General features: G+C 42.1%; 32 protein-coding genes. 27 read left to right on the top strand and 5 right to left on the bottom strand.

Translation table 11 applies throughout. The features are described 5' to 3' along the window. Nucleotides 1-156: 156 nt before the first annotated feature. Together MHH60_RS30725 and MHH60_RS30720 are read right to left on the bottom strand one after the other, a co-directional pair. Nucleotides 157-1,347, bottom strand: coding sequence for a site-specific integrase (locus MHH60_RS30725; RefSeq protein ID WP_076135684.1), 1,191 nt, complete (start codon nt 1,345-1,347; stop codon nt 157-159). A gap of 38 nt (nt 1,348-1,385) precedes the next feature. Then, a complete protein-coding gene (locus MHH60_RS30720) occupies nt 1,386-1,997 on the bottom strand; it encodes a LexA family protein (protein ID WP_143766310.1) in 612 nt (203 codons plus the stop codon). A 181-nt stretch (nt 1,998-2,178) separates the two neighbouring features. Here MHH60_RS30720 and MHH60_RS30715 point away from each other — a divergent pair, with 181 nt between their 5' ends. The 3 genes from MHH60_RS30715 to MHH60_RS30705 are packed head-to-tail and all read left to right on the top strand — an operon-like array spanning nt 2,179 to nt 3,335. After that, complete coding sequence (locus MHH60_RS30715; protein WP_256715129.1) at nt 2,179-2,424, top strand: helix-turn-helix domain-containing protein; 246 nt, start codon at nt 2,179-2,181, stop codon at nt 2,422-2,424. A gap of 15 nt (nt 2,425-2,439) precedes the next feature. After that, complete coding sequence (locus MHH60_RS30710; RefSeq protein ID WP_076135688.1) at nt 2,440-2,766, top strand: helix-turn-helix domain-containing protein; 327 nt, start codon at nt 2,440-2,442, stop codon at nt 2,764-2,766. Nucleotides 2,767-2,804: 38 nt separating this feature from the next. Then, complete coding sequence (locus MHH60_RS30705) at nt 2,805-3,335, top strand: hypothetical protein (RefSeq protein WP_076135690.1); 531 nt, start codon at nt 2,805-2,807, stop codon at nt 3,333-3,335. On the opposite strand, the gene MHH60_RS30700 is transcribed toward MHH60_RS30705, so the two are convergent. Further along, nucleotides 3,307-3,522 carry a hypothetical protein gene (locus MHH60_RS30700; protein ID WP_076135692.1) on the bottom strand — a complete coding sequence of 72 codons (216 nt, stop codon included), beginning with the start codon at nt 3,520-3,522 and terminating at the stop codon, nt 3,307-3,309. The two genes, MHH60_RS30705 and MHH60_RS30700, sit on opposite strands and share 29 nt — an antisense overlap. A 93-nt stretch (nt 3,523-3,615) precedes the next feature. On the opposite strand from MHH60_RS30700, the gene MHH60_RS30695 reads away from it, so the two are divergent. Continuing rightward, complete coding sequence (locus MHH60_RS30695; RefSeq protein ID WP_076135694.1) at nt 3,616-3,822, top strand: hypothetical protein; 207 nt, start codon at nt 3,616-3,618, stop codon at nt 3,820-3,822. Between the two features lie 16 nt (nt 3,823-3,838). Then, nucleotides 3,839-4,090, top strand: a complete 252-nt coding sequence (locus MHH60_RS30690; protein ID WP_076135696.1) for a hypothetical protein — start codon at nt 3,839-3,841, stop codon at nt 4,088-4,090. Here MHH60_RS30690 and MHH60_RS30685 read toward each other — a convergent pair. Then, the gene (locus MHH60_RS30685; protein WP_076135699.1) at nt 4,087-4,437 is read right to left on the bottom strand and encodes a hypothetical protein; all 351 of its coding nucleotides are present in this window, start codon (nt 4,435-4,437) and stop codon (nt 4,087-4,089) included. The genes MHH60_RS30690 and MHH60_RS30685 overlap by 4 nt on opposite strands. 67 nt (nt 4,438-4,504) lie before the next feature. On the opposite strand from MHH60_RS30685, the gene MHH60_RS30680 reads away from it, so the two are divergent. From MHH60_RS30680 to MHH60_RS30595, 18 genes are all read left to right on the top strand, one after another. Next, nucleotides 4,505-5,644, top strand: a complete 1,140-nt coding sequence (locus MHH60_RS30680) for a ParB N-terminal domain-containing protein (protein ID WP_256715130.1) — start codon at nt 4,505-4,507, stop codon at nt 5,642-5,644. A gap of 1 nt (nt 5,645) precedes the next feature. Further along, complete coding sequence (locus MHH60_RS30675) at nt 5,646-6,062, top strand: ORF6C domain-containing protein (RefSeq protein ID WP_143766707.1); 417 nt, start codon at nt 5,646-5,648, stop codon at nt 6,060-6,062. After that, the gene (locus MHH60_RS30670) at nt 6,059-6,292 is read left to right on the top strand and encodes a KTSC domain-containing protein (protein ID WP_076135705.1); all 234 of its coding nucleotides are present in this window, start codon (nt 6,059-6,061) and stop codon (nt 6,290-6,292) included. Before MHH60_RS30675 ends, MHH60_RS30670 begins: the two co-directional genes overlap by 4 nt. An 87-nt stretch (nt 6,293-6,379) precedes the next feature. After that, nucleotides 6,380-6,622 carry a hypothetical protein gene (locus MHH60_RS30665; protein ID WP_179088908.1) on the top strand — a complete coding sequence of 81 codons (243 nt, stop codon included), beginning with the start codon at nt 6,380-6,382 and terminating at the stop codon, nt 6,620-6,622. After that, a complete protein-coding gene (locus tag MHH60_RS30660; protein WP_076135707.1) occupies nt 6,585-6,791 on the top strand; it encodes a hypothetical protein in 207 nt (68 codons plus the stop codon). Before MHH60_RS30665 ends, MHH60_RS30660 begins: the two co-directional genes overlap by 38 nt. A 74-nt stretch (nt 6,792-6,865) precedes the next feature. Then, nucleotides 6,866-7,726, top strand: coding sequence for a hypothetical protein (locus MHH60_RS30655; protein ID WP_076135708.1), 861 nt, complete (start codon nt 6,866-6,868; stop codon nt 7,724-7,726). Further along, complete coding sequence (locus MHH60_RS30650) at nt 7,726-9,858, top strand: hypothetical protein (protein WP_076135710.1); 2,133 nt, start codon at nt 7,726-7,728, stop codon at nt 9,856-9,858. Before MHH60_RS30655 ends, MHH60_RS30650 begins: the two co-directional genes overlap by 1 nt. Beyond that, nucleotides 9,851-11,689, top strand: a complete 1,839-nt coding sequence (locus tag MHH60_RS30645) for an ATP-dependent helicase (protein WP_076135712.1) — start codon at nt 9,851-9,853, stop codon at nt 11,687-11,689. Before MHH60_RS30650 ends, MHH60_RS30645 begins: the two co-directional genes overlap by 8 nt. Then, nucleotides 11,679-12,155, top strand: coding sequence for a single-stranded DNA-binding protein (gene ssb / locus MHH60_RS30640; RefSeq protein ID WP_076135714.1), 477 nt, complete (start codon nt 11,679-11,681; stop codon nt 12,153-12,155). Before MHH60_RS30645 ends, ssb begins: the two co-directional genes overlap by 11 nt. 16 nt (nt 12,156-12,171) lie before the next feature. Further along, nucleotides 12,172-12,594 carry a hypothetical protein gene (locus MHH60_RS30635; RefSeq protein WP_076135717.1) on the top strand — a complete coding sequence of 141 codons (423 nt, stop codon included), beginning with the start codon at nt 12,172-12,174 and terminating at the stop codon, nt 12,592-12,594. A 5-nt stretch (nt 12,595-12,599) separates the two neighbouring features. After that, nucleotides 12,600-13,661, top strand: coding sequence for a replication protein (locus MHH60_RS30630; protein WP_076135719.1), 1,062 nt, complete (start codon nt 12,600-12,602; stop codon nt 13,659-13,661). A 279-nt stretch (nt 13,662-13,940) separates the two neighbouring features. Further along, nucleotides 13,941-14,648 carry an ATP-binding protein gene (locus MHH60_RS30625; RefSeq protein ID WP_256715136.1) on the top strand — a complete coding sequence of 236 codons (708 nt, stop codon included), beginning with the start codon at nt 13,941-13,943 and terminating at the stop codon, nt 14,646-14,648. Further along, complete coding sequence (gene dnaN, locus MHH60_RS30620) at nt 14,645-15,751, top strand: DNA polymerase III subunit beta (RefSeq protein ID WP_076135723.1); 1,107 nt, start codon at nt 14,645-14,647, stop codon at nt 15,749-15,751. Before MHH60_RS30625 ends, dnaN begins: the two co-directional genes overlap by 4 nt. A gap of 3 nt (nt 15,752-15,754) precedes the next feature. Then, nucleotides 15,755-16,423, top strand: a complete 669-nt coding sequence (locus MHH60_RS30615) for a dUTP diphosphatase (protein WP_076135726.1) — start codon at nt 15,755-15,757, stop codon at nt 16,421-16,423. Next, nucleotides 16,420-16,941, top strand: a complete 522-nt coding sequence (locus tag MHH60_RS30610; RefSeq protein ID WP_076135728.1) for a DUF1064 domain-containing protein — start codon at nt 16,420-16,422, stop codon at nt 16,939-16,941. Before MHH60_RS30615 ends, MHH60_RS30610 begins: the two co-directional genes overlap by 4 nt. A 128-nt stretch (nt 16,942-17,069) precedes the next feature. Continuing rightward, nucleotides 17,070-17,447 (top strand): hypothetical protein, encoded by a 378-nt coding sequence (locus tag MHH60_RS30605; protein WP_341161198.1) that lies wholly within the window; start codon nt 17,070-17,072, stop codon nt 17,445-17,447. Between the two features lie 11 nt (nt 17,448-17,458). Next, nucleotides 17,459-19,222, top strand: a complete 1,764-nt coding sequence (locus MHH60_RS30600) for a DEAD/DEAH box helicase (RefSeq protein ID WP_076135733.1) — start codon at nt 17,459-17,461, stop codon at nt 19,220-19,222. Continuing rightward, complete coding sequence (locus MHH60_RS30595) at nt 19,219-19,596, top strand: hypothetical protein (protein ID WP_076135735.1); 378 nt, start codon at nt 19,219-19,221, stop codon at nt 19,594-19,596. The genes MHH60_RS30600 and MHH60_RS30595 overlap by 4 nt, the downstream gene beginning before the upstream one ends. A gap of 21 nt (nt 19,597-19,617) precedes the next feature. Here the strand turns inward: MHH60_RS30595 and MHH60_RS30590 are convergent, their stop codons facing one another. Further along, complete coding sequence (locus MHH60_RS30590; RefSeq protein WP_076135737.1) at nt 19,618-19,773, bottom strand: ribbon-helix-helix domain-containing protein; 156 nt, start codon at nt 19,771-19,773, stop codon at nt 19,618-19,620. 85 nt (nt 19,774-19,858) lie between these two features. Here MHH60_RS30590 and MHH60_RS30585 point away from each other — a divergent pair, with 85 nt between their 5' ends. The 4 genes from MHH60_RS30585 (at nt 19,859) to MHH60_RS30570 (ending at nt 21,448) form a co-directional block, all read left to right on the top strand. After that, nucleotides 19,859-20,107 (top strand): hypothetical protein, encoded by a 249-nt coding sequence (locus MHH60_RS30585; protein ID WP_143766709.1) that lies wholly within the window; start codon nt 19,859-19,861, stop codon nt 20,105-20,107. Between the two features lie 72 nt (nt 20,108-20,179). After that, nucleotides 20,180-20,365 carry a hypothetical protein gene (locus MHH60_RS30580; protein ID WP_256715131.1) on the top strand — a complete coding sequence of 62 codons (186 nt, stop codon included), beginning with the start codon at nt 20,180-20,182 and terminating at the stop codon, nt 20,363-20,365. A 505-nt stretch (nt 20,366-20,870) separates the two neighbouring features. Next, nucleotides 20,871-21,140 (top strand): hypothetical protein, encoded by a 270-nt coding sequence (locus tag MHH60_RS30575; RefSeq protein WP_076135741.1) that lies wholly within the window; start codon nt 20,871-20,873, stop codon nt 21,138-21,140. A gap of 41 nt (nt 21,141-21,181) precedes the next feature. Next, nucleotides 21,182-21,448: a hypothetical protein gene (locus MHH60_RS30570; RefSeq protein ID WP_076135743.1), complete on the top strand. Its 267-nt coding sequence runs from the start codon at nt 21,182-21,184 to the stop codon at nt 21,446-21,448. Nucleotides 21,449-21,659 lie beyond the last annotated feature (211 nt).

Genomic DNA, 21,659 nt, shown 5'->3' with positions numbered 1-21,659 from the left:
TCATGGGAGATGATAGAATCACAGTATTATATTTTATTGTTATTTCCGATTTAGTTGATACAATAGGCTGTATTTGTTTAATTAATCGCTACAACAAGTTGTAAATGTTAGTTTTAAATAGAGTTCGTCAACAAGTTGTCAACAACGCGACAACAACTATGCCTTTGTTTTCCTAGCTCGTTTAACAATCTTTGAAGGTTGGAGAAAGGCATTGAAAACGTCAGCTGCTGATTGATCTGCAGCTTCAATAATATGACCATAGATATTCATTGTAGTTGATATCTTAGTGTGCCCTAGTCTACTAGAGATGATTTTAGCATGAACACCACTGCTGATTAAAAGAGTGGCAGAAGTATGACGTAGATCATGAAATCTAATGTATCTTAATTGTGGATTTCTAGCGTGGAATTCGCGCCAGTAGTCTCCCCAATTTTTTGGGAATTTAGGACGTCCATTGTCGTGAGCGAATAAAAATGAGTATTCTCCACCTTCCCATGGAACTTTAAGCTCAGTGCGAACCCTCATCATATGCTTTTGATATTCTACAAGTTCTTTTACTACGGAAGAAGGCAACGTTATTGTTCTTCCTGTACCACGTTTAGGACCCTTGATTACAGGCATACCATCTTTAAACATTGGAATAGTTTGATGTATAAGGATACTACCTTTTTCTAAATTAATATGTCTCCATTCAAGACCCAAAAGTTCTCCGCGGCGCATTCCTGTAGTGAGAGCTAAAGTAACAAATGTTTTGAATTTAATAGTTTCTTTTTGGAGGGACTTTAGAAGCTCAGCTACTTCTTGTTCGTTATAAAAACTCATCTCCTTTGGGGCCTCTTTGGGTTTATCAATCCCATCCATTGGATTTACTTTGATAACTTTCCAAGACACCGCTTTGCTGAATATACTTCGAAGTACTCTGAAGCAATAAACCACTGAGGCTTCACCAGTTTTTTTTGATAGCTCGTCCAACAGGGTGACAATATCTAAAGTCTTAATTTTATCCATTTGTATATCACCTAAAATAGGAGTGAGTTTTGTCGTAGAGTGGTATTTGTAATTGAAAGCACTTGTTTCAGCTAAATTTTTATCTACAAATTTATCGCTCCATAAACCAGTGAATTCTCTAAATGTCATTTTTTCAGGTCTGAAATAATTTCCGGATTCAACTTCTATTTTGAATTTATTCCATTCTGATTCTAAGTGATCTTTGAGTTTTTTTGTTGTTTTTAGTAATGCAGTATCTTCAACTCGATAAGTCATCGTTTCTCGACCGCGCTTTGTTCCCGACCCCGTTTCAACTGTAAATAACCAAGAACTTTTACCTCTCTTTTGAATACTCGCCATTCAGATCACCTCGAAAATTTACTATGGTTTATGTATTTTCAAATATCAGAAATTTTGAAATGACCCATATATATTCCACAAATCTGTATTTGATTCGGGACATAAAATTTTGCTTCATAATCATCATTCTCTGGGGATAATTTGATTTGGGAATCATTTTCAGACCAATGTATGCGTTTCAGGAATCCTTCCTCACTGTCATTTACAAGTGCGGCAACTAATTGACCATTATGTTCTGCCCATTGAGCATGACGCATATAAACAATATCTCCATCCGTAATTCCAATATTTATCATTGAGTCACCTTTGACGCGTAATGCATAATCCGGTTGTTTTTTGTTGGGAAAAGGATAATGGATGTATTCCTCAATATTTTGATCAGCAAGAAGACCATTTCCAGCACAGATTGTTCCGAGTAATGGTATTTCTCTAAATCGCGGATGTTGCTCAAATAGGTCGGGAAAAATATCTGACTTTGCAATTTTCAAGGTATCTGAGATTATTTGTAGATTTCCCATAGACATTAGTGTTCTACCATTAACATAATCAGAAATAGTGCTCGAGGCTACTCCTGTTCGTTCACTTAATTCTAGTTGAGTAATTCCTTTTAGCATTAAGACTTTTTTTAAGTTAATAGATATTTCTTTCATAAGATTAACCTCGTAATCAGTGAACTTTTTCCGCGCCACTTTGAAAACCTCCGTTTTTTTCCGGTTATATAGAAATAATATTTATTATATCCGATTTAATCAGATATTAAAAGTTAAATTTGGAGTTTTGATGTTGACAATCCGATTTAATCGGAATAATATTGGTTTGGGAGGTGAGGCAATGGACGATTACAAAATTACTTGGAGAGCCGCCAGAGTAAATGCAGGTTACACTTTAAAAGAAGTCTCCGAAATAACCAAAAAAAATATGGATCTCATCCGGAGGTATGAGAAAGATTCGACTGATATACCCTGGGCCTTAACAAATGAGTTACTAAAACTCTACAAAGTGCCAGCGGAAATAATTTTTTTTGGCAGGGAATCCGATTTAATCGGAAATATCAAAGTTTATGCGATTATATCGTAATTAGGAGGAGGTTAAATGAAAGAAGAACATGTTGCATCTGATTTTTTGGATGCTATTGCTGAAAAAGTCGCATCCAAGATTTTACCAACTGTTTTAAAGAAAATTGAAGAGAGCATTCCCATAAGTGAGGATAAAATGGTTGAAGCTGAAAAAGCTGCTGAAATATTAGGCGTCTCTAAAGATTTGATTTATCGTCTCTGTAGTCAAAAACAAATCCCACATGTGAAAACAGGAATGCCTGGTTCACGTAGACCGAAAATGATGTTCAGTATACGTTCTTTGGAAGAATGGATACGGCAACAAGAACGTTTAAATTGCCCAACATGGGATAGTCGAGCTTAAAATCCTTAAAGATTGACTCAAAAAGGAGATATAAATCAATGAAAGAAGAAGACAAACAGGAAGTACTAGGAATGATTGCAGAAGCGTTCCAGATCACCCCTAAAGGCGATGTATTTATCAATGGAGCTACAGTAACAATTGCTACTCCAACAGACGCAGAAGCATTTTGGAATGACTCTGAATTGGTTAAAAGGTTCGGCGGAAGAACAGTCACCAAAACACCAATTGAAGATGGAGTACACGAACTGAAGAAGAAACTAGCCTTGATTGGAAATGAATTAGTTACAGTGGTATCCAGCCTTGATTGCAAAGCGGTTGAACTGGGGGTTTTCAAAGACTCTGGAATCGGCTTTGAATTAGACAAACTAGCAGAGTTGACCAGCAAACTTTTTAATGCGTTGGAAAGCAAAGAAACCACCGCTGGAACGGCGGCTACTGATACCGAACATGAAAAGGACGTAACAAATGCGAAAATTCTTGTTAGATCAGAATCCATTACAACTGATCTTGCAAGAGAATATTGGGAAGAACGTTCAAAACTTATTCTAAAGCATCAAGGACGCCTTTGATAAGTTCAATCGTAAATCTCTCGTTGTGGAGTTTCAATGCTGCTAAATCAGCTTGCCGAATAGCTTCTTGAATTGGTTTCCCGTCATTTTGAAGTTCCTGGGTAAGTTCCAATCCATCTTTAATATAAAGTGGCTGAAGTTTTTCAAATAGTGCTGCGGCGATTTCATCAACATTTGGTTTAGACACATGTAATTACCTCTTTTCTTAGTGGGGTTGTTAATCCGAACAATATCCATTTTATTACAAGAGAACGAATGTCGAAGTGAAGGAGTTATCTCAATGAAAGAAGATTTACAAACAGCTTATGAGGCTCTATCAAGAGTAACAGTAACTGCATTAGCTACTGGAGACAAAATCGCTTTAAGAGAAGCAGGTCTTGCTCGGGCTAAAACCTTGGAGTTAAAGACAATGCTTCAGCAGCGTGAGGTAAAGCCCCTAAGAGTAACGCTTAACCGTGTTGAGAATTATTGCTTACCAAGTTTGTGAGGGAGGAGGAAAGATAATGGGAGAAAGTGTAGGGGCAGTGAATCAAAAGGTCCAGAGTGAAGTAAAGGACACTCCCGAATGGAAAAGCCTCGTCTCAGTGAGAGAGGCTTTAGGAAATATCGATCCGGTGTATGCAGAAATTGTTTCGGAAGTACTCAGCCTTATTGGTAAAAAAAGCGTGACTTATGAAGCAGCCTTATATATTCTCGAACGTTCAAAAGAAGCTCTGAGAAAATGCACACTTCTGCAAGATGAATATACGCCTTAATTAGCTCTTGGAACACTTACAGAACCGATAGTCGGCTGCATTACATGTTTTTCTTGTTGGTTTTCGACCGATTTGACCGCTGTAGATAAATAAACAGCATTGTTGATCGTATCTAAGCCAACCGAGAAACAATCAACTGATAAAATAAACCCCATTACACCGACTTTGTAGTCACCAGCAAACAGTTTCGATGCCTTGCCTTCAGTATTATTTCGACCATCAATAGAGTCTTCAAAGACATTCTTTAAGTAAAAAATATCTTCTGTCGAATCATTTTTGTAACCATTAAGCACGGTGTCGGCCAGTATTTCTAAATGTGTTCCATCAAGGAAATTAATAATAACCATTTTTTACACCTCCCTCCTTGGATGTTTTGGTGGATCTGGACAATCCCCATCTTATCACAGAGAGGAAATGATTTTAGGAAGGAGAATCACATTGCTCATTGATATTAGCAAAATCAAAGTAACGGATCGTATTCGCCAAGATTTTTCGGGCATCGAAGAATTGGCTCAGGACATCGCTGAGAACGGCTTAATCAATCCAATCGTTGTAACACCCGATTATCAATTGATCGCTGGAGAACGACGGTTGAGAGCACACATGCATTTGGGGAGAGAACAGGTAGAAGTAAGAGTTACTGAGGTTCGCGATTATGCTCATCAACTACAACTAGAGATAAGCGAGAACGAACACCGGAAAGACTTTACATTCTCTGAACGGGTCGCTTACGGGAAGAAAATTGAGGAACTGGAACGGATCAGAGCCAAAGAACGAATGCAAGCAGGTAAGGAAAATTTACCTGAGCATGAATCTGGTCAGGTCCGCGACATTGTAGGAGAACAACTTGGAGTGTCAGGCCGTCAGTTCGACAAGATGAAATTCATTAAGGAGAATGCCACGCCGGAAATTATCCAGCAGTTAGACGCCAATATTATCAGCACTCATAAAGCTTTTACTGAAACCAAGGAACGTCTCGAAGCTGCTGTTCGCGAAGCCGAAGATCGAGCTGAACAAGCGGAGTATGAGAAGGAAGAACTTCAAAAGAAATACAAAGACGTTGTACCGGCTTATCAAGTACAAGAGGCTGTCTCGGCGGCTCTTGAACAGCATGATGAAGAACAGACAATTTACCTAAAACAGAAGGATAAGGAGACCGAAGCGCAACTCAAGCAGCGCGATGATTACTGGAAAGACAAGATGAAGGATGAGATCGAATCAGAGAGATTGAAGATTGAGCAATTAAAGTCTGGATACCAACGCATCAAAGAGGAGAATGAAGCCCTCAAACTCCAGCAACCAAATGATTTTGACGAGCAACAGGCTCAACTACAACTCAAGAGGCTGCGTTCCGATGCGGACATTAATACAGTTCAATTTAGCATTAACGTCAAAACATTCCTTAAAAATGCTGGATTAACGGCTTTTATGTTAGGATCAATCGCCAGCGCAAGCAACAGCGAGAAAAAACGGCTGGGTGAAAGCTTGGATATGCTGGAAGCATTTATTGAGCAGGTCAGGCCCGCCGTGAATGGCAGAAAGGTGGTTCAATGAGATGCCAGATACAAAAGATATTTTGTTAGCTATGGGACAGCATTTGCAGTTGACGGAACAGCAAGGCGCTGTAGTCAGATCGGTCTTTGAAGGTCTCGGAGCAATCAAGGATGAAATGATTGTTCAAAAAGAAGAAGTTCTTATGGCCCTCCAGGAGGTGAGAGACCGCATTACCCTGGATGATGTAGAGCAATGGAATTTACAACAAGCGGTCAAGAGCAGATCGAACGCACTTACAAAGGATCGCTACAAAGAATCTGATGTTTCTTTTAACGCTCTGGTAGGCAAGTACCGCCGTCTCATATGGAGCAAGCTCAAAGACAACTTCAGTGTTGCTAAATACAGCCACATTCGCCGCATCGACTATGATGATGCAGTAGAGTTCATCAAAACATTCAGACCGGAGGATTACCTATGAGACCTGAACTTGAGCCGGTAATATCTTCAAATATTGCCGCTGTTGGATATGACAAAGAGAGTCAAGCGCTATTCGTCCAGTTCAAGGGCCGTGATACCGTGTATGAACATCCCGGGGTGCCACGTTTGACTTATGAGATCATGATGGCTGCTGAATCGATCGGAAGCTATTATGCACGAAACATCAAGAAGACTTATCCTGGCACTGTAGTTGTAGGTGATCAGTCATGACTATACAAGAGTTGGCAGAACGTTGGAAAAGTAACAAACTTCAGTACGAAATCATTTTGAGGAATTTTCCTTTGGTGGTGAAAAATCATGATTAATGGCATACCAGCTATGACTATCAAGTTAGAATCTGAAGATGTCGTGTTCGTAGAAAATGAGCTTCACGCTCTATTGGTCTACAAATTAGATGGAGAAGATCCTTCTCTAAAGGTAACTGGATTGAAGAACATACTAGCGATCCGTGATTTGTTAAATGATGCTTATCCAGTGTCGAATTGCAAAGGGGGCTGCACATGTGGAACATCATCTCAAGCACGCCATTCACAAGCTTAAGAAAATGCAGGAAGAGACAACGAATGTCTCAATCGGGGCAGCGTTGGAACGAGCTGGATGGTTCTTTGGACATGAATTTCAATCGGTTTTGGATGACTTGGATACTGCCTTAGCGTTGGCAGAACAGAAAAATGACCCTGCTGGGGAGCAGAGCCATTTGGGTAGATGAAACATTTGGGCGAAAACATTGTCCTAGAAAACATGTTTTCGCCTCCATATTAACATGAATTGGAGGATTTGCAAATGCAAGAAATATCAATTAACTATCCCGAGCAATGGAAAACTGTAAATTCCCGCGCCGGAAACCTCTTTACCAGTGCGGAAAACACAGTAGGCGTTGTTCGCCTGACGAATGCCGATGGACACCTGATTCAATTCGATGATGGTGAATGGGGCATTAGTGCCGAGGGGTACCGTGCATGTAATTTGGTTGCAGGGATCTCCACAATTACACCTGATACAATCCACCTTGCCGATGGGCGCGAGGTGAGTAATCCATATATTGAATTTGATCCAGAGACCGGTACGGCAGATAAGTTCTGGTCACAAAAAATCACAGTAGGCATGTCTCCTTCTGGTAAGCCAATTGTTAGTTCCGCCACTGTCCTCTTTGATATCCGTGTTCGTTTTGTCAAGGAACTTATGCAGAAGATCGAAGAGAACCGGGATGCCGGCAAGCTTTGCATGGAAGGGACGTTAACTGATGAGGAACTCAGATCCGGTATTTTCATGGCCTTCCAAGGGGAATTGGGGGTCTATGGCAGACATGACAACATTGATGTAATCCGCGTTATTCAAAACCTCATAAATAACAAAGAACACGGTGACAAGATCGTTCAGACACTTGCGTGGAAGGCTTCTATTAAACAGCAGCCAAGTATGCCATTAGCAAAGTTAAAGGCTTACAACGGCGTAGTAGACGTTCTAGTGATTGGATACAAAGACACGTTTGATGAAACGAAACTGAATGAAATCGCTGCTGAATTTCAACAAACCAGTTCGGTTGCTGGGGCTGAAGTGATCGAAGAAACGATCAACGCCTCAGAAGAGTCTATCGAAATAGAAGAAAGCTTTCTTTCAACCAAAGGAGGTCCGCGTTTTTAATGATCAAAACTATTCGCACCAAAAACATAAAGGGTAATACTTTCGACCAAGAGTTGACTGGGAAGGATATCTTCGTAGGTCCTAATGGTTCCGGTAAGTCTACACGGCTCCAAGCCGTACAACTAGCAATGCTGGGGTATATTCCCGGCAAGAAGACTAACGCCGAAACGTTCAAACTCAGTTCTGGAGATGAGATGACGGCTGGTTTGCAAATGGATTCATTCTCCTTTGATCGCTCGGTCATTCGTGCCGAAAAGTTGAAGGGCACTGGATCAAAAGAGGTAAAATACAGCGAATCGATCACAGTTTCACCGAATAAAGGCGAGAAAAACTCCACGCAAATGAATGCGCGAATCTCAGCTGAGATTGGAAACTTCCCGATGGTCTTTGACTTCCAGCAGTTTCTTGATATGTCGGATGCTAAACGACGTGAATTTATCTATAGCTTGTCTCCTATATCCAGCGAAGAATGGGATAAGAAAAAGGTATCTGCTCATCTTATCCAAAAGTTGTTGACCCAAGGACTTCAGGAAGCAAATCCTGATCTTTATGAAGCATCCAAAGAGTTGATTAATGATTGCTTAGATGAATGGCCTAGTGATTATGATCTATCTTCCGGTCTTCAAGCTATGACCTCATGGGTTGAATCGCAACAGAAGCATTGGAACAAAAAACAGAATGATGCTACTGGCGCGGTGCGCGAGCTGGCTGACATGAAAAATAAGCTTGAAGAGACTGATCGGGATATCACAACCAAAAAAGAAGAACTGAAAGACTTCCGGCAGCAGCATACCGACGTTCATGGGCAGATTAAGGCGGGTCATGAAATTAAACGGCAATGGGAGCAGAAGCGCGGACGTTTAGAGGACCTAAAAGGCGAGATTGAACAGCTGACATCAATTCTAGATGTTAATTCCGATCGTGACTATGCGGCGGAAATTGCGGTGCTCCAGCAGTCAATTAAGCAAACAGATGTTAGTGGTGAAGCGCAAACTATCCAAGATCAGATCGATGCGCTGGTTGCTTTGAGAGAATCCAAGACCGCAGAGGGCGTGGATGCTAGACAGAATTCCGACAAACTCAGCCTTGAACTCAATACCATGAACGAGGTTCTGAAAAATATTGAGGAAAAGGGCGCTGGTGTCTGCGTAATCCACCATCAAATTGGATGTGATAAGGATTTTTCAAAATTCACTTCATTTGTTGGGCAGAAAGGCCCGTCCTTGAAAGAACAACTAAATTCTCTGGAACAACAACAAATAGACTTGCGAAACGAAATTAAGGAGTTACGTGCTGAAGAAAGTTCTCTGGAACAATCGAAGCAGGCGCTTTATAAATCTGCGAACGATGAAAACACTGCTAATGACCGCATCCGTTCACGGATTGAAATAATCCGTAAGGACGAACAAGAAGAAATTAGCCGTCACCAGGATACACAGAACAAAATCATCAACTTGCAGCAGGAACAGGAACGCCTCCTGAATGACAAGCAGCCAACTTTTGCCCCACTTGAAATACTGGAGCCACAGTTAACGGCGCTAGAAAGGCAAATTGATGAATTCGAGAGAGTTATTGAAGAGAAAGAGAAAGCCAAGATCACGCTCTCTAATGCTCAGACAGCCATGATCTCAGCAAGCAAGGCTCAGTATTACTTCACGGCTTGCAAGAGCTTAGCGGAGGCGCTGGGGGCTAAAGGGATTCAAGGGGAGTTAGTGAAAGGTGTACTTGGTCCTATCGAAGACTCTATCAATGAGAATCTGCAGTTGATGGGTATTCAGTATCCAATGTTCTTCAGCACGGAGTCTGAGACAGGCAAGGAAGTGTTTCAGTTCGGATGGATCAAGAACGATCGCAAAACGAACTTCGATGTTCTGTCCACTGGGGAAAAGTTGATGTTCCTTTCTGCATTCCTTGTCACGCTGCTCGAGAGAGCGAATCCGCCTCTTAAAGTGTTGGCCTTGGACGATATCAACAACTTGGATAAGAAGAACCTGAGCGGTGTTCTGAAAGGTTTGAACGCCTTGTCCCACAAGCTGGACAATATCTTGATTGCTGGTGTCGTTGAAATCTCGGAAGCAGAGGGCTGGACCATTTGGGATCTGACTCCAGAGGGGGCTGCGGCACGTGGTTAATTTCACTGCTGGGCTGAATGAGGAACAGGCATCAGCTGTTTTATCTGAGTCGGACGAGATCCTAATGAGAGCTGGAGCAGGGACGGGTAAAACCCGTACCCTGACTCATCGGATCGCACATCTTAATCTAAATCATCGAGTGGGTGCATCAAGCATTGTGGCCATAACCTTCACCAGAGCTGCGGCAAAAGAAATGAAAGATCGACTGGTTCCATTGATTGGAGAACATGAATCCAAACGAATCACATGTTGCACGTTCCATGCACTTGCAGTTCGTATCCTCCAAGAATGGGGGCACCGTTTGAATCTTGATAGACAATTCACGATTTACTCCCAAGAGGATCAGGAAGAGGTCATGAAGGTCATTATCAAAACAATGGGTTATAGAACCAGCGTGAGTAAAGTCCTCAAGGCAGTAGATTTGAGAATCAAGGGTCTTGAGGAACAGGCGGTTTGGGACGAATATAACTATCAGTTACGCCGTTACAATGCCGTGGATCTGGACGCTCTGATTTCAAAGGTCAACACGTTGTTCAGTAATCATTCTGATGTTGCTGATTTCTACCGGAAACAATGGAAGTATCTATTCGTGGACGAGTTTCAGGATACGGACCATCAGCAAATGGAGTTTATCCGGCTACTGAATCCTGAGCATCTGTTCTGTATAGGCGATTGGAGACAATCTATCTATGGATGGCGTGGAGCACGGGTTAGTAACATTCTTGAATTTACAGGTTCTTATCCAAATACAGAAGTAATTGAGCTTAACCGCAATTATCGTTCAACAGTTTCGATAGTCGAAGCTGCCAATAACTTAATCTCTCATAGTGGAGTTGAAATTGGTGGAGGGCTAGTAGCCTACAAGGAAGGTACCAGCGTTGATGTAGTCTCTTTGGTTGACGATGATACTGAAATGGATTATGTAATCAGCCAGATCAAAGAGAGAGTACAGAACGCCGAGTATTCAAATTTTGCGATATTGGCACGGACGAATGCTCAAATTGATAACTTTTATCAAGCGTTGCGGCGGGAGAACATTCCATGTACTGTATTGAGCGCTTCGGATGATCCTCTTAAAAAGCCTGACGTAAAGTCGCTATTGAACTACCTTGCATGGATATTTAACCCGCAGGACGAAACGAATTTTAAAAGAGTCATTAAGTTTCCAGAGCGGTCACTGACTGATATGCAACTTCAGATTGCAGAGCAGACAGCCATAGATAAGTCAATTCCATTGTGGGAGGCATTAGTAGATTCGAACGAAGAAAGGGTTGTCCAATATGCTGCCATCCTACAGGGGGTTGCTGAATCAGTCAGAGAGTGCGTATCTGCTTACGATGCATTAGATTTATTGTCCAGTAGATTAAAGCTGAGAGAACGCTATATAGAGCGGTATCTTAACAATCGTCTTGAGGATCTGGATCAAGCTCAGACCTACATCATGTATTGGGTTGAGCGGCAGTTGAAGGCTGGTGAAGACCATAGTCCTACTGCGTTCCTCAAATGGGTCAAAATCAGAGATATTCAAGAAAAACTAATGGAAGACCGAGACGCGGTGAAACTTATGACCATTCACGGTAGCAAGGGGCTTGAGTTTTCGACAGTTTTCCTTGTGGGCATGAACGAAGGGCTGTTTCCAAGCCAAAACACCAGAGATATTGAAGAAGAACGTAGATTGGCCTATGTAGCGGTAACCCGGGCAGAGAATGAACTTATTATTATTACTACTAAATCACATAGCAGTTGGGGCAATGTCATTCCATCTGAACCAAGCAGATTTATTGCTGAGATGAAATTTCTAAATGGACGAGGTGCTATAAATGCTCAATAGAATTATTTTGATTGGTAGACTGACCCGTGATCCTGAACTTCGTTATACTCCTGCTGGTGTTGCTGTGACGCAGTTCACTCTTGCCGTAGACCGCAACTTTACCGGTCAAAACGGAGAGAAGGAAGCGGACTTCATTCCAGTAGTTACCTGGCGGCAGTTGGCTGAGACATGCGCGAACTATTTGCGCAAAGGCCGGCTGACAGCGGTAGAGGGACGAATTCAGGTCCGCAACTATGAGAATAACGAAGGGAAGCGTATTTACGTCACCGAAGTCATTGCAGATAATGTGCGATTCCTGGAGTCCAACAGAAGCAATGACCAGGGTGGTAGTCATTCATCAAGTAGTAATGGAACTGGTAGTAGCAGTCAAAATAGAAGCTCTAGCGAACAAAACGGAGGTTATGGTGATCCATTCTCTGGCGATGGCAAACCCATAGACATAAGCGATGATGATCTTCCATTCTGAGAACGGAGTTGTAAGCATGGAGGAAGAAAACGAGTTCGACCTTGCGGCTTACATAGAGCAAGTAGATTTAATGAAGAAACAGGCTAATGTTTTGCCTGAGAACAACCCAGCATCATTGCAAGAAAAGATTGAGTTACTTACACAGTGTCATGAACTGTCTGGAGAAATTTCGAGTGAATGCGACAGGCTCTATAAACGCATTCACGTCCAGCGTGACATGGACTATGCGGAAGCATATATTTCTGCTAAAGCACCTAAGAAGGAGCGTGCAGAGTTGGCTACAAGAGAAATTAGAGTGCTTGAAGCAGAATCCTATGGTCGCTCAATGAAATGGCGTAACGAGTTTAAAAGTCTTCAGGAGAACATTCACACCCTCAAGCTGAAAATGAAAGTTAATTTTGCTGATGGGACGATGTACAGCAATAGTTATCAGAGGTGAGGTGATTGGCGAATCCACAACCAGAGAATGGCTTTGTAAAGCTTGCCAACGAGATATGGAATGAAATCATACGTCGTGATTTTTCCAAGCGTCAGAAAGACATCATTCTCTTCATATGGCGGTTGTCGTATGGGTGTCAGAAGAAAACAGCATCGATACCTTTGCTCAAATACTTCGAGTTATGTGGCGTTGGATACCAAAATATTCGAAAGGAACTTGATCATCTATCCAATTGTCGAGTGATAGTTTGGAATAAAAATAACAATATTTTTGCGGTGAACAAAGATTATGAGCAGTGGCAGATTAGTCCGGTAAAGGGATGGAATGAAGAAATATTCAAGGATTTAGTTAGTAAAAACATCAACTTTAAAAGTGGCGGAACTTCTCAAAACAAGAAGCCCGAGAAATCGAAGGTACATGGAATTATCATCATGGCTTCTCAAAACAAGAAGTTGTTACTTCTTAAAACAAGAAGCTCGGGCTTCTCAAAACGAGAAGTTGGAGGTGCCTCAAACCCTTGCGGCTGTAAGGCGAAACGCGTCTCTAAAAACATTATTAAAAACATTATTAAAAACAATAGTAGTTGTTGTTTAGAGGAGGACACTGAAATGGACAAAGGACTTTCAAACAAAATCAATACAGATAGCCAGGATGCCGTTCCTGCCGGGGATGCCGACTCCAACCGGAAAGCTGCTGAATTTGATTATCGTAAACAAGTCGCAGACCTTTATCTCAAACGCAGAGCAAAGGGACTTGATCTTAAGGTTAATGATGAGTTGTTTTTAGATCAACTCATTGCAGACGGAGTTCCGATCTCCGTTGCCATTGACGGCATAAATCTTTCCTTTGATAAATTTAAACCTAAACATAAACGAGACGAGATCAAAAGTATCAAGTACTGCGAAGGACGCATTTATAATTTATTATCCGAGCAAGAAGAAAAAATAGACGAACAGAAGATTAATACAGTCATAGATTCTGAAACTAAGGATGAACCGGATTATGATCAAGAAGAATATCAAAAAAAGCTTGAGCGGTTGAAAGCCAAGCGTGAGGCTGTGGTGTGATTGGGAAACTTAGGTGATGAACTGAAAAAACTTATCCCAAAGGGATTTGCCGAGCGAAAGGCAGCAGCGATAACACGGCTAGAAGAACATCCTGAAACGAAAAGAATCAAGGAAACTTTTCCTGACCGAGTGGACAACTTGACACATCCGACAAATTACGGTTCGTTATCACGACACCTTGTTAGTTTTGATAACTGTAGAGGCTGCAAAGAATTAGTTGGTTGTCAGAACGACCACAAAGGTCACTGTAGCGTTGTAGAGGAAAATCCGGATGACGATATGGGATTGATTTATAGGCTCCAAAAATGCCCTTTGCTCCTTTCTCACGAGAAACAGCAAAGGGTAATGGGAAAGATTAAAAGTCATTTTATTCCTGATCACATTGTGAATGCGACTTTTGAGGGCATTGATCTTGACCCCCATAGATCTGCTGCAATCATAAAGGCTATGGACCTATGTGAGAACTTCGAGGTTGGAAAGAGCAAAAAAGGGCTTTATTTATACGGTCAAATGGGTGTAGGCAAAAGCTTGATCTCCGGTGCGATTGCTCAGGAGTTAGCTTCTCAAGGAGTAGACGTTGCAATGGTCTATGTCCCAGACTTTATGTCTGAGGCGAAGGATGCTATTGGATCAAAGACAGAAACGGTTTTGTCTAAACTAGAGGCCTTACAGAACGTTACAGTGCTCATCTTAGATGATATCGGAGCTGAGTACCTGACTACATGGACGCGAGATGAAATACTGGGACCCATTCTACAACGCCGAATGGAGCGATTAGTCACAATTTACACGTCGAACCTAACGATCAAGGAATTGCGGCAACACTTGATAAACGTCAAAGATGCCGCCAAAACTATGGATCAGCGCCAGCATGAAAAGAAGGCTGAGAGAATTTTGGAACGGATAGAGCCATTTGCTGAAGTGCTGCATGTAGGTGGGCGGAATCGACGTAGGGATAATTCTCGTAACACAGGAGGAAAGTTATGAAAATATCAATTGATAAGCATATTCTTATCAAGCCGTTAGAACAAGCGGCTAAGTTCCTACCATCAAAAAATGTTATCCCGATATTGGCTGAATTTCTTTTTGAAGCAAAACATGACGGACTATACATCACCGGTGGAAACGGAACTCAGTTTCTACAATCAAAAATTGATTCGGATGATTATGAGTTGATCAAGCCTGGTTCAGCGACTATACCAGGGAAAAGAATCGCTGAGATCGTGAAAGTAATGAAAGGCGTAATCGATATCGAGACGGTCGGATTCGAGACTGAGATTAAGAGTGGAAGAAAGAAATATGACCTTCCCGGCTTAGATCCAGAAGAATATCCTCATTTCATCGAAGATCCCGAAGGTGCTTCGGTAGAGCTAGAGGGACGAGCGTTAAAAGTTTTAGTCAAAGAGACGGCCTATGCAGCATCAGAGAGTGAGGCAACACCGATTTTAACCGGACTCCGCGTTAGGTTTCAAGACAACATGATTAATGTCACCAGTACAGACCGGCATAGATTGTCATCTTCGGTACAAGTGGCAGATAACTTGATCGAAATGCAGATCATCGTGGGAGCTAAGACAATGTCCGACCTTATGAATCTGATCGGACCAGAGGAGAAGTTGGTAATTAAGCTGGTTCAATCGAAACTTGTAGTCGTTACGAAGAATTTTATATTTTGTTCTCGGGTCTTAGAAGGGACATACCCAGATGTAGACCGAATGGTACCGAATAACTACCAATCGACACTTCGGGTAAATCGTGAATTATTGATCGATGCCCTCCAGAGTGTGAAGATTATCATCAAAGACCAAAAGTCCAAAGTTACCCGTATGTACGTAGGAGAGGTTATTGAACTCAAAGCTGCTGCTGAAGGCGTAGGAAAAGTAAATGAATTTGTAGATATCATCTCACTTCAAGGAAAAGGATTTAAAGTTGCATTTAACGGGGAGTACTTCCTTGAAGCTGCTGATTCCATTAATTCCAAGGAACTTATCATAGGGTACTCGGGTATGACGAACCCCATCTTAATCAAAGACGCTGATGACGAGCGAAATTATAGAATTGTTCTTCCATATCGAACAACGGAGGTATAAATAATGACTCTTACTCTTGAAGAAATGTACAACATGCAAAAAGAACTAGATGCAAAGATCGTTGCTGAAAAAGGACTGGAAGGTCAGGATCTGCTTTACAAGCGAACACTGGCTCTCCAAGTCGAGTTGGCAGAGTGCGCAAATGAGTACAGGGGATTTAAGTTTTGGAGTGATCGCAGCGAACCAAAGCATGGATACGATGCCCTGATTGAATGTCCGAAATGCAGCGGAAAGGGATTTTGGTTTAGTGGAGAACGCGTTATCTGTGGTCGTTGTAATGAAAAAGGGAAGATTACCAATCCCCTTCTGGAAGAATTCGTTGATTGCGTTCATTTCTTCCTGAGTATCGCAGGTCAATACGGCTGGCTGGACGCTCTTTATATTTCAGAAGATGCAATTGAAGAAACAAGGGACGAAGGTTTAGATGGAGAAGTAACAGGTGCATTCTTGGAATCGATGTACTGGCTCATGAAATTTCATATGGAAAGAGACCGCGATGAGAAGATTGAGGAAAAACTCGGAAGGACAAAGCGTGAGATATGTTTCAGGAATGCTTGGTATGTATTTTTAGCTATCGGTCTTGTTGGATTCAATTTTACATTCGAGCAGATAGCCGATGCTTACGCAGCCAAGAACAAAGTCAATCATGAGCGTCAGGTGAATGGATATTGAACAAATACAATGCCAAGAAGGTCATAGTTACCTCAGACGGAACAATGTTCGAGGAAGCACAACTGAAGAAATACAATATCAAAATCACCGGGAACAGATTCGACAGCATGATGGAAGGCGAGTATTACCGGCATCTACTGCAGTTGAAGAAGATTGGACTCATAAAGGATTTTACTCTACAGCCCAAATATATACTTCAAGAGAAGCCTAAGATCACGTATATCGCTGATTTCCTAATCACCAATATAGACGGATCAGAACGGGTAGTGGACATAAAAGGTGCTGAAACGGCAGTATTCCGTACGAAGTTGAAGCTCTTCCAAGCAATATATCCAACTATACGCATTGAAATACTCACTAAAAAGCGTGGTGAGTTTGTTCCATTGGATCAAGTAAAGAAAGAGAAAGCAGCCCAGAAACGGGCTGCTAACAAACTAATTAAGAAGGCAGAAGGGAAGATGAAATATGAGCGCATCGGCTACCCAAAAGGACGTAGTACTCGAAAGCCAAGATATTGATAGATACCTGGATGAAAATGATAAAAGTGAACTGTCTCGGATCATTTGGAAAATAGAAAAGCTAAAGTCTGCTGAGAACGATCCGAATCAATTAACGGCTACTCTCTCGGAAAACTCACTTTTCATAGTTGCCGAGTAAATCTATGGACAAGGTCATTTCCGCCATAAAAAGGATTCGCTGCCATGTTCTCATTGATGAATACAAGCTTCACGGACTTATCGCTGAACAATTAAACGTAGCGGGGATTTCGTATAAAAACGAAGTCCTCCTTGCACCCCGTAACCGCATTGACTTCATAGCTGGTAATGGTATCGGGATAGAAGCAAAGAAAGGGAAGCCAAATGAGCAGCAAGTGCTTCGGCAACTGGAACGCTATGCCGCCTTTGATGAGGTAAAGGGATTAATCCTTGTCATAGAACGCTATATGGACCTCCCTGAGACAATTAACGGTAAACCGGTAATATCTATCGGACTCCGTAAACTTTGGGGCATATCAAGTAAATGAGGTGAATCAGAATGGATGCTGTGGAGTTACCTTCATACCTTAAGAATCCCGGAGAATCAGATTACTTTTACGGTACGCTGAGCTATGAAGAGAAAACGGATAGTTGGGTTATCGAAGGAGAGCCGGCCGTGTGCCAGGCAGCCAAACGTATCTTCCCGGGGGCAGAAGGTCGCTATAAGGGGATGGCTAAGTTTAAGAGCAACAAGAGATCCAACGGGGATCTTAATTGGCTAATGATGCGCTACCCCTTAGAAATCATCAACAAGGAAAAATGGGATGAGCAGTTCAATCAGGCAGTGGGATATGTGTTGAAGCGAAATCAGATTCGCAAAGGGCCTCAAAAAATAGAACCCTCAACGGCAGTATTCAACGGGACACTCACCGAGTTCCAGAAGGAAGGAGTAGCTTACCTGAATAACAATGCTCCTACGCTTCTGGCAGACGATATGGGGCTAGGCAAGACAGTGGAGGCATTGGCATGGATTGCCCACCAAAAGCGTTATCCGGGTATTATAGTGGTCCCTACGAGCGTACAAACGCAATGGAAGAAACAGATACTCAAGTTCATTGTTCCGCAACCGGTAGTTGGAGAGATGGCCTTATTCCCTGATCCAAACAAATCTGTGCATATCATCAAAGGATTGACTCCTTATGAACTGCCGGAAGCTAACTTCTACATCATCCATTACGGATTGCTCAGGGGATGGAAGTCAGTCTTGCCGACTTACAAATTCGAATTTGCTGTGTTCGATGAAATCCAGGAACTTCGGAGAATTGGAACCGAGAAATACAGTGCTGCCTCGTTGCTATCTGAAAGTGTAGGGAATGTAGTTGGCTTATCAGGAACCCCGGTATATAACGCCGGGGGTGAAATTTGGAACATCATGAACATTCTTGAACATCAGTGCTTGGGCGATTGGGGGAGCTTTACGCGGGAGTGGTGTTATGGATACGGAGAAATGGTTGTCTCTGATCCCGATGCACTCGGACAGCACTTGCGCCGTGAGGGGTTGATGCTCAGGAGAACAAAGGATCAAGTCCTTACCGAACTTCCGGCCAAGCGGCGGATTGTCCAGGAGATTGACTCTGATGAGAAGACATTCACCAGAGAAATGAAATCAGTATTTGATCTAATTGAGCGCTACGATACCATTGCTAATAACTTTGAAAAGGGAAGAGCCAAGCGCGAGATCGGAGAAAAGATGCGGCAAGCAACCGGTATATCTAAGGCCCCATATGTAGCGGCATTTGTTCGGATGTTGCTGGAAGCTGGAGAGGCGGTCGTGCTATACGGTTACCATCATGCTGTCTATGAAATCTGGATGGAAGAACTTAAGGCTTTCAAGCCTGTTCGAGTTACAGGCTCAGAATCAAACGTTCAAAAGGAATACGCTAAAGAGCAATTCATCAAAGGGGCATCTAACCTCATCATAATTTCACTCCGGGCGGCAGCTGGTATCGATGGATTGCAAGAAAGAGCGAACATAAATGTTTTTGGTGAATTGGATTGGTCACCAGGTATCCATTCTCAGTGTGAGGACCGGACACATCGTATGGGTCAAAAGGATTCTGTACTCAGCTATTATCTGGTATGCGGCGAAGGTAGCGATGAACAGATGATGGAGGCACTAGGCTTCAAGACAGCACAATTTGCGGGGATCATGGGCGAGAAGACAGAGTCTGAAGAAGACAAGGCGCTTGCTCAGACTGAGATCGGCAAGCACCTGGATAAAGTCATTGAGAAAATAAAACTGAGAGGTGGGCAACAAAAATGACAGCTGAAGAAATTATTAGGATGAATCCAGGTAAGGAACTGGATGATCTTGTTATAACGGAAGGCTTAAAGGACGGTTTCTCTCCTTCAACAAATATGAATGATGCTTGGCAATTAAGAGGTCATTTCATAGATCAATTTGGTGGTGGATTCGAACTTGTTAGATATTGTGATGATTTTCCTGAACACTGTTGCTGGGATAATGACGGAAAGAAAGTTCTTGTGTGGGCTAAAACCGGGGCTGAGGCGATCACGAAAGTAGTAGCATTGGCTGTACGTGACTTTTACGGAGACTTTCATCCTTGGGTATTGTTCCCGGAAATGCAAGGTAAGTTCATAGAGGATCTGAAGAGAAACACAACACTGTTCAAATAAAACAAAAGGAGCATAGAGGATTTATTCCTCTTGCTCCGACCTGATTTGCTTCTGTAACAACGTCAATATTAGATTGCTAATAGAACGATTCTCAATCTCAGCACGGCGTTCAAGTTCATTTTTTAGATCCTGCGGAAGAGTTACCATGATTCGCGAATTACCTTTGGATACTGCCATCGTACAACCTCCTTTGGTGCAATCTTATCATGGTGAATCACTTAGATGCAAGGTGATGTTAAAAAGTGTTGCTAAGTGAATCACTATGATGTACTATGAGGCTATACAGATAGCGATTCAAGATCAAGGAAATCTTTACTTAACAAGAGAGAAGGGAACCAGAATTATGAAGGCACTTATTTTAACAGAATTGGACAATGAGCCACATGAGATCAGAGAAGCTATTGCATTTTATGCCGCACATACCGTGTTGCCAATTCACTTCACCGCAGCCGAACGTGAACGGCATTATGTGACACTCGAAAATGCGGGTTACTTGGAAAAAATCTCTTAAAACCGCATTAACACAGCAGTAGAAACGTAATATTATAGCCCTAAAATAGAAATATAGGAGGTGCAAAAGAGCATGGGAGAGCACAAAACATTCTGGAAGCCTGTCAAGGAAGTCAAAGAAAGAAGACCTACAACAGCCTTCAAAAGCAAAGTAAAGCCAAGTCCAGAAGGGAAGTTCCAGAGTGGAAGAAAAACCTCCTTGCTCATCACAAACCAGGACAGAGCTCCAAGGATCGGTGTGACTTCAGTGATGAAGTAATTGCTGAGCTTATTGCAGAACAAGGCGAAGTATGCCCGTGCTGCAAGACCGCAGCATCAAATACTACTCACCATGTATGGCCTCGGGGGCGGAAAGGTCGGGGCGTAAAAACGAACGGGCTTAGAGTTTGTTGGCCTTGTCACGACAAAATCCAAACGACTGATGAATTACTTCAATATTGGATTTCAGTATACCGAGAGAAATATGGAGATTACTTTTGGTTCGATGAAAAGGACTGGGAGGAATTTCATCATAAACAAAATATTCAACAACAGAAAGAACGAGAGAAGCAAGAACGGGAGAATCAGATTAAACCGGTTGTAGATCTTCTTAGTTCGGCTGCTGGACGCAGTCTCAAGGCTAAAGAATTGCGGTTGCTTCAGTCCTTTGAAGATAAGGATATGGCGGTATTTGCAACCCTTATGGCTGACGTATTCGGTAGACCATTGGAAGAGCCAAAGGTTTACAACTATGGTGAACGTTTTGAAGATTAGGAGTTGTTAAAATGGCTAAGGTCAGAGATGCAATGTACATGCAGCGCCTTGTAAACAAACGTGAATTAATACCTATTTTTGAATCTTATGAATTGCAAATATATCGAAAATTAGAGGAAGTCGATCACTTACTTGCTCTCGTTTCTAGCGAAGCAGTTACATGTGGTGTAAAAGCGGAGCATTGTAGGGAGTATATCCGCACGAACGTAACCGACATGATTGATCAGATAGCTGAAAAACGGGAGAAGGAATGGAGGAGCAGGTCTCGAAAGGTCAAATGAAATCTCATTAATTCTTATAACAACGATAGGAGATTAGTTATATGGTTGAAACAGAACAGCGCAGACACTTCCAGCGGATTAAATCCCTGAGTAACGATAAGTTTTGGCGGTACATGAATGTACTGCATACACGAGCTTATACCAAGGCAGAAAACCATTATCAAGAGGCTATGGATATCGTATTAACACCAAAGCAAAAAGCAGCAGTAATTGCTAAGGCTAATGAGATTCGAGAGTTATGGGATGGCATGCCATCAATCACTTTGGATGCTACAGAGGATGCAGAAATGCGGGAGTTGGGAGTTTAAAACAAATTCGGGCGTTGCCCATAAGGAGAGATAAACGATGAGCATGGATATGAACGCAATTATTAATGATAAATTGGCAGAACTGAACGCTGAAGGGTATGTAGAAAAAATTATTAAAAAGCAGCTTGAAGACACCATTAAGGATGTTGTCGAAGACTCTTTGAGAAGCTGGAGCGATTTCGGCAAGGGATTGAAAGAAGCCGTAAAAAAT

It is taken from the genome of Paenibacillus sp. FSL H7-0716, assembly GCF_038002705.1.
In the GTDB taxonomy this organism is placed as follows: domain Bacteria; phylum Bacillota; class Bacilli; order Paenibacillales; family Paenibacillaceae; genus Paenibacillus_AQ; species Paenibacillus_AQ odorifer.
Note: the sequence above shows the minus strand (reverse complement) of the source record. Positions and strands in the feature narration are given on the sequence as shown.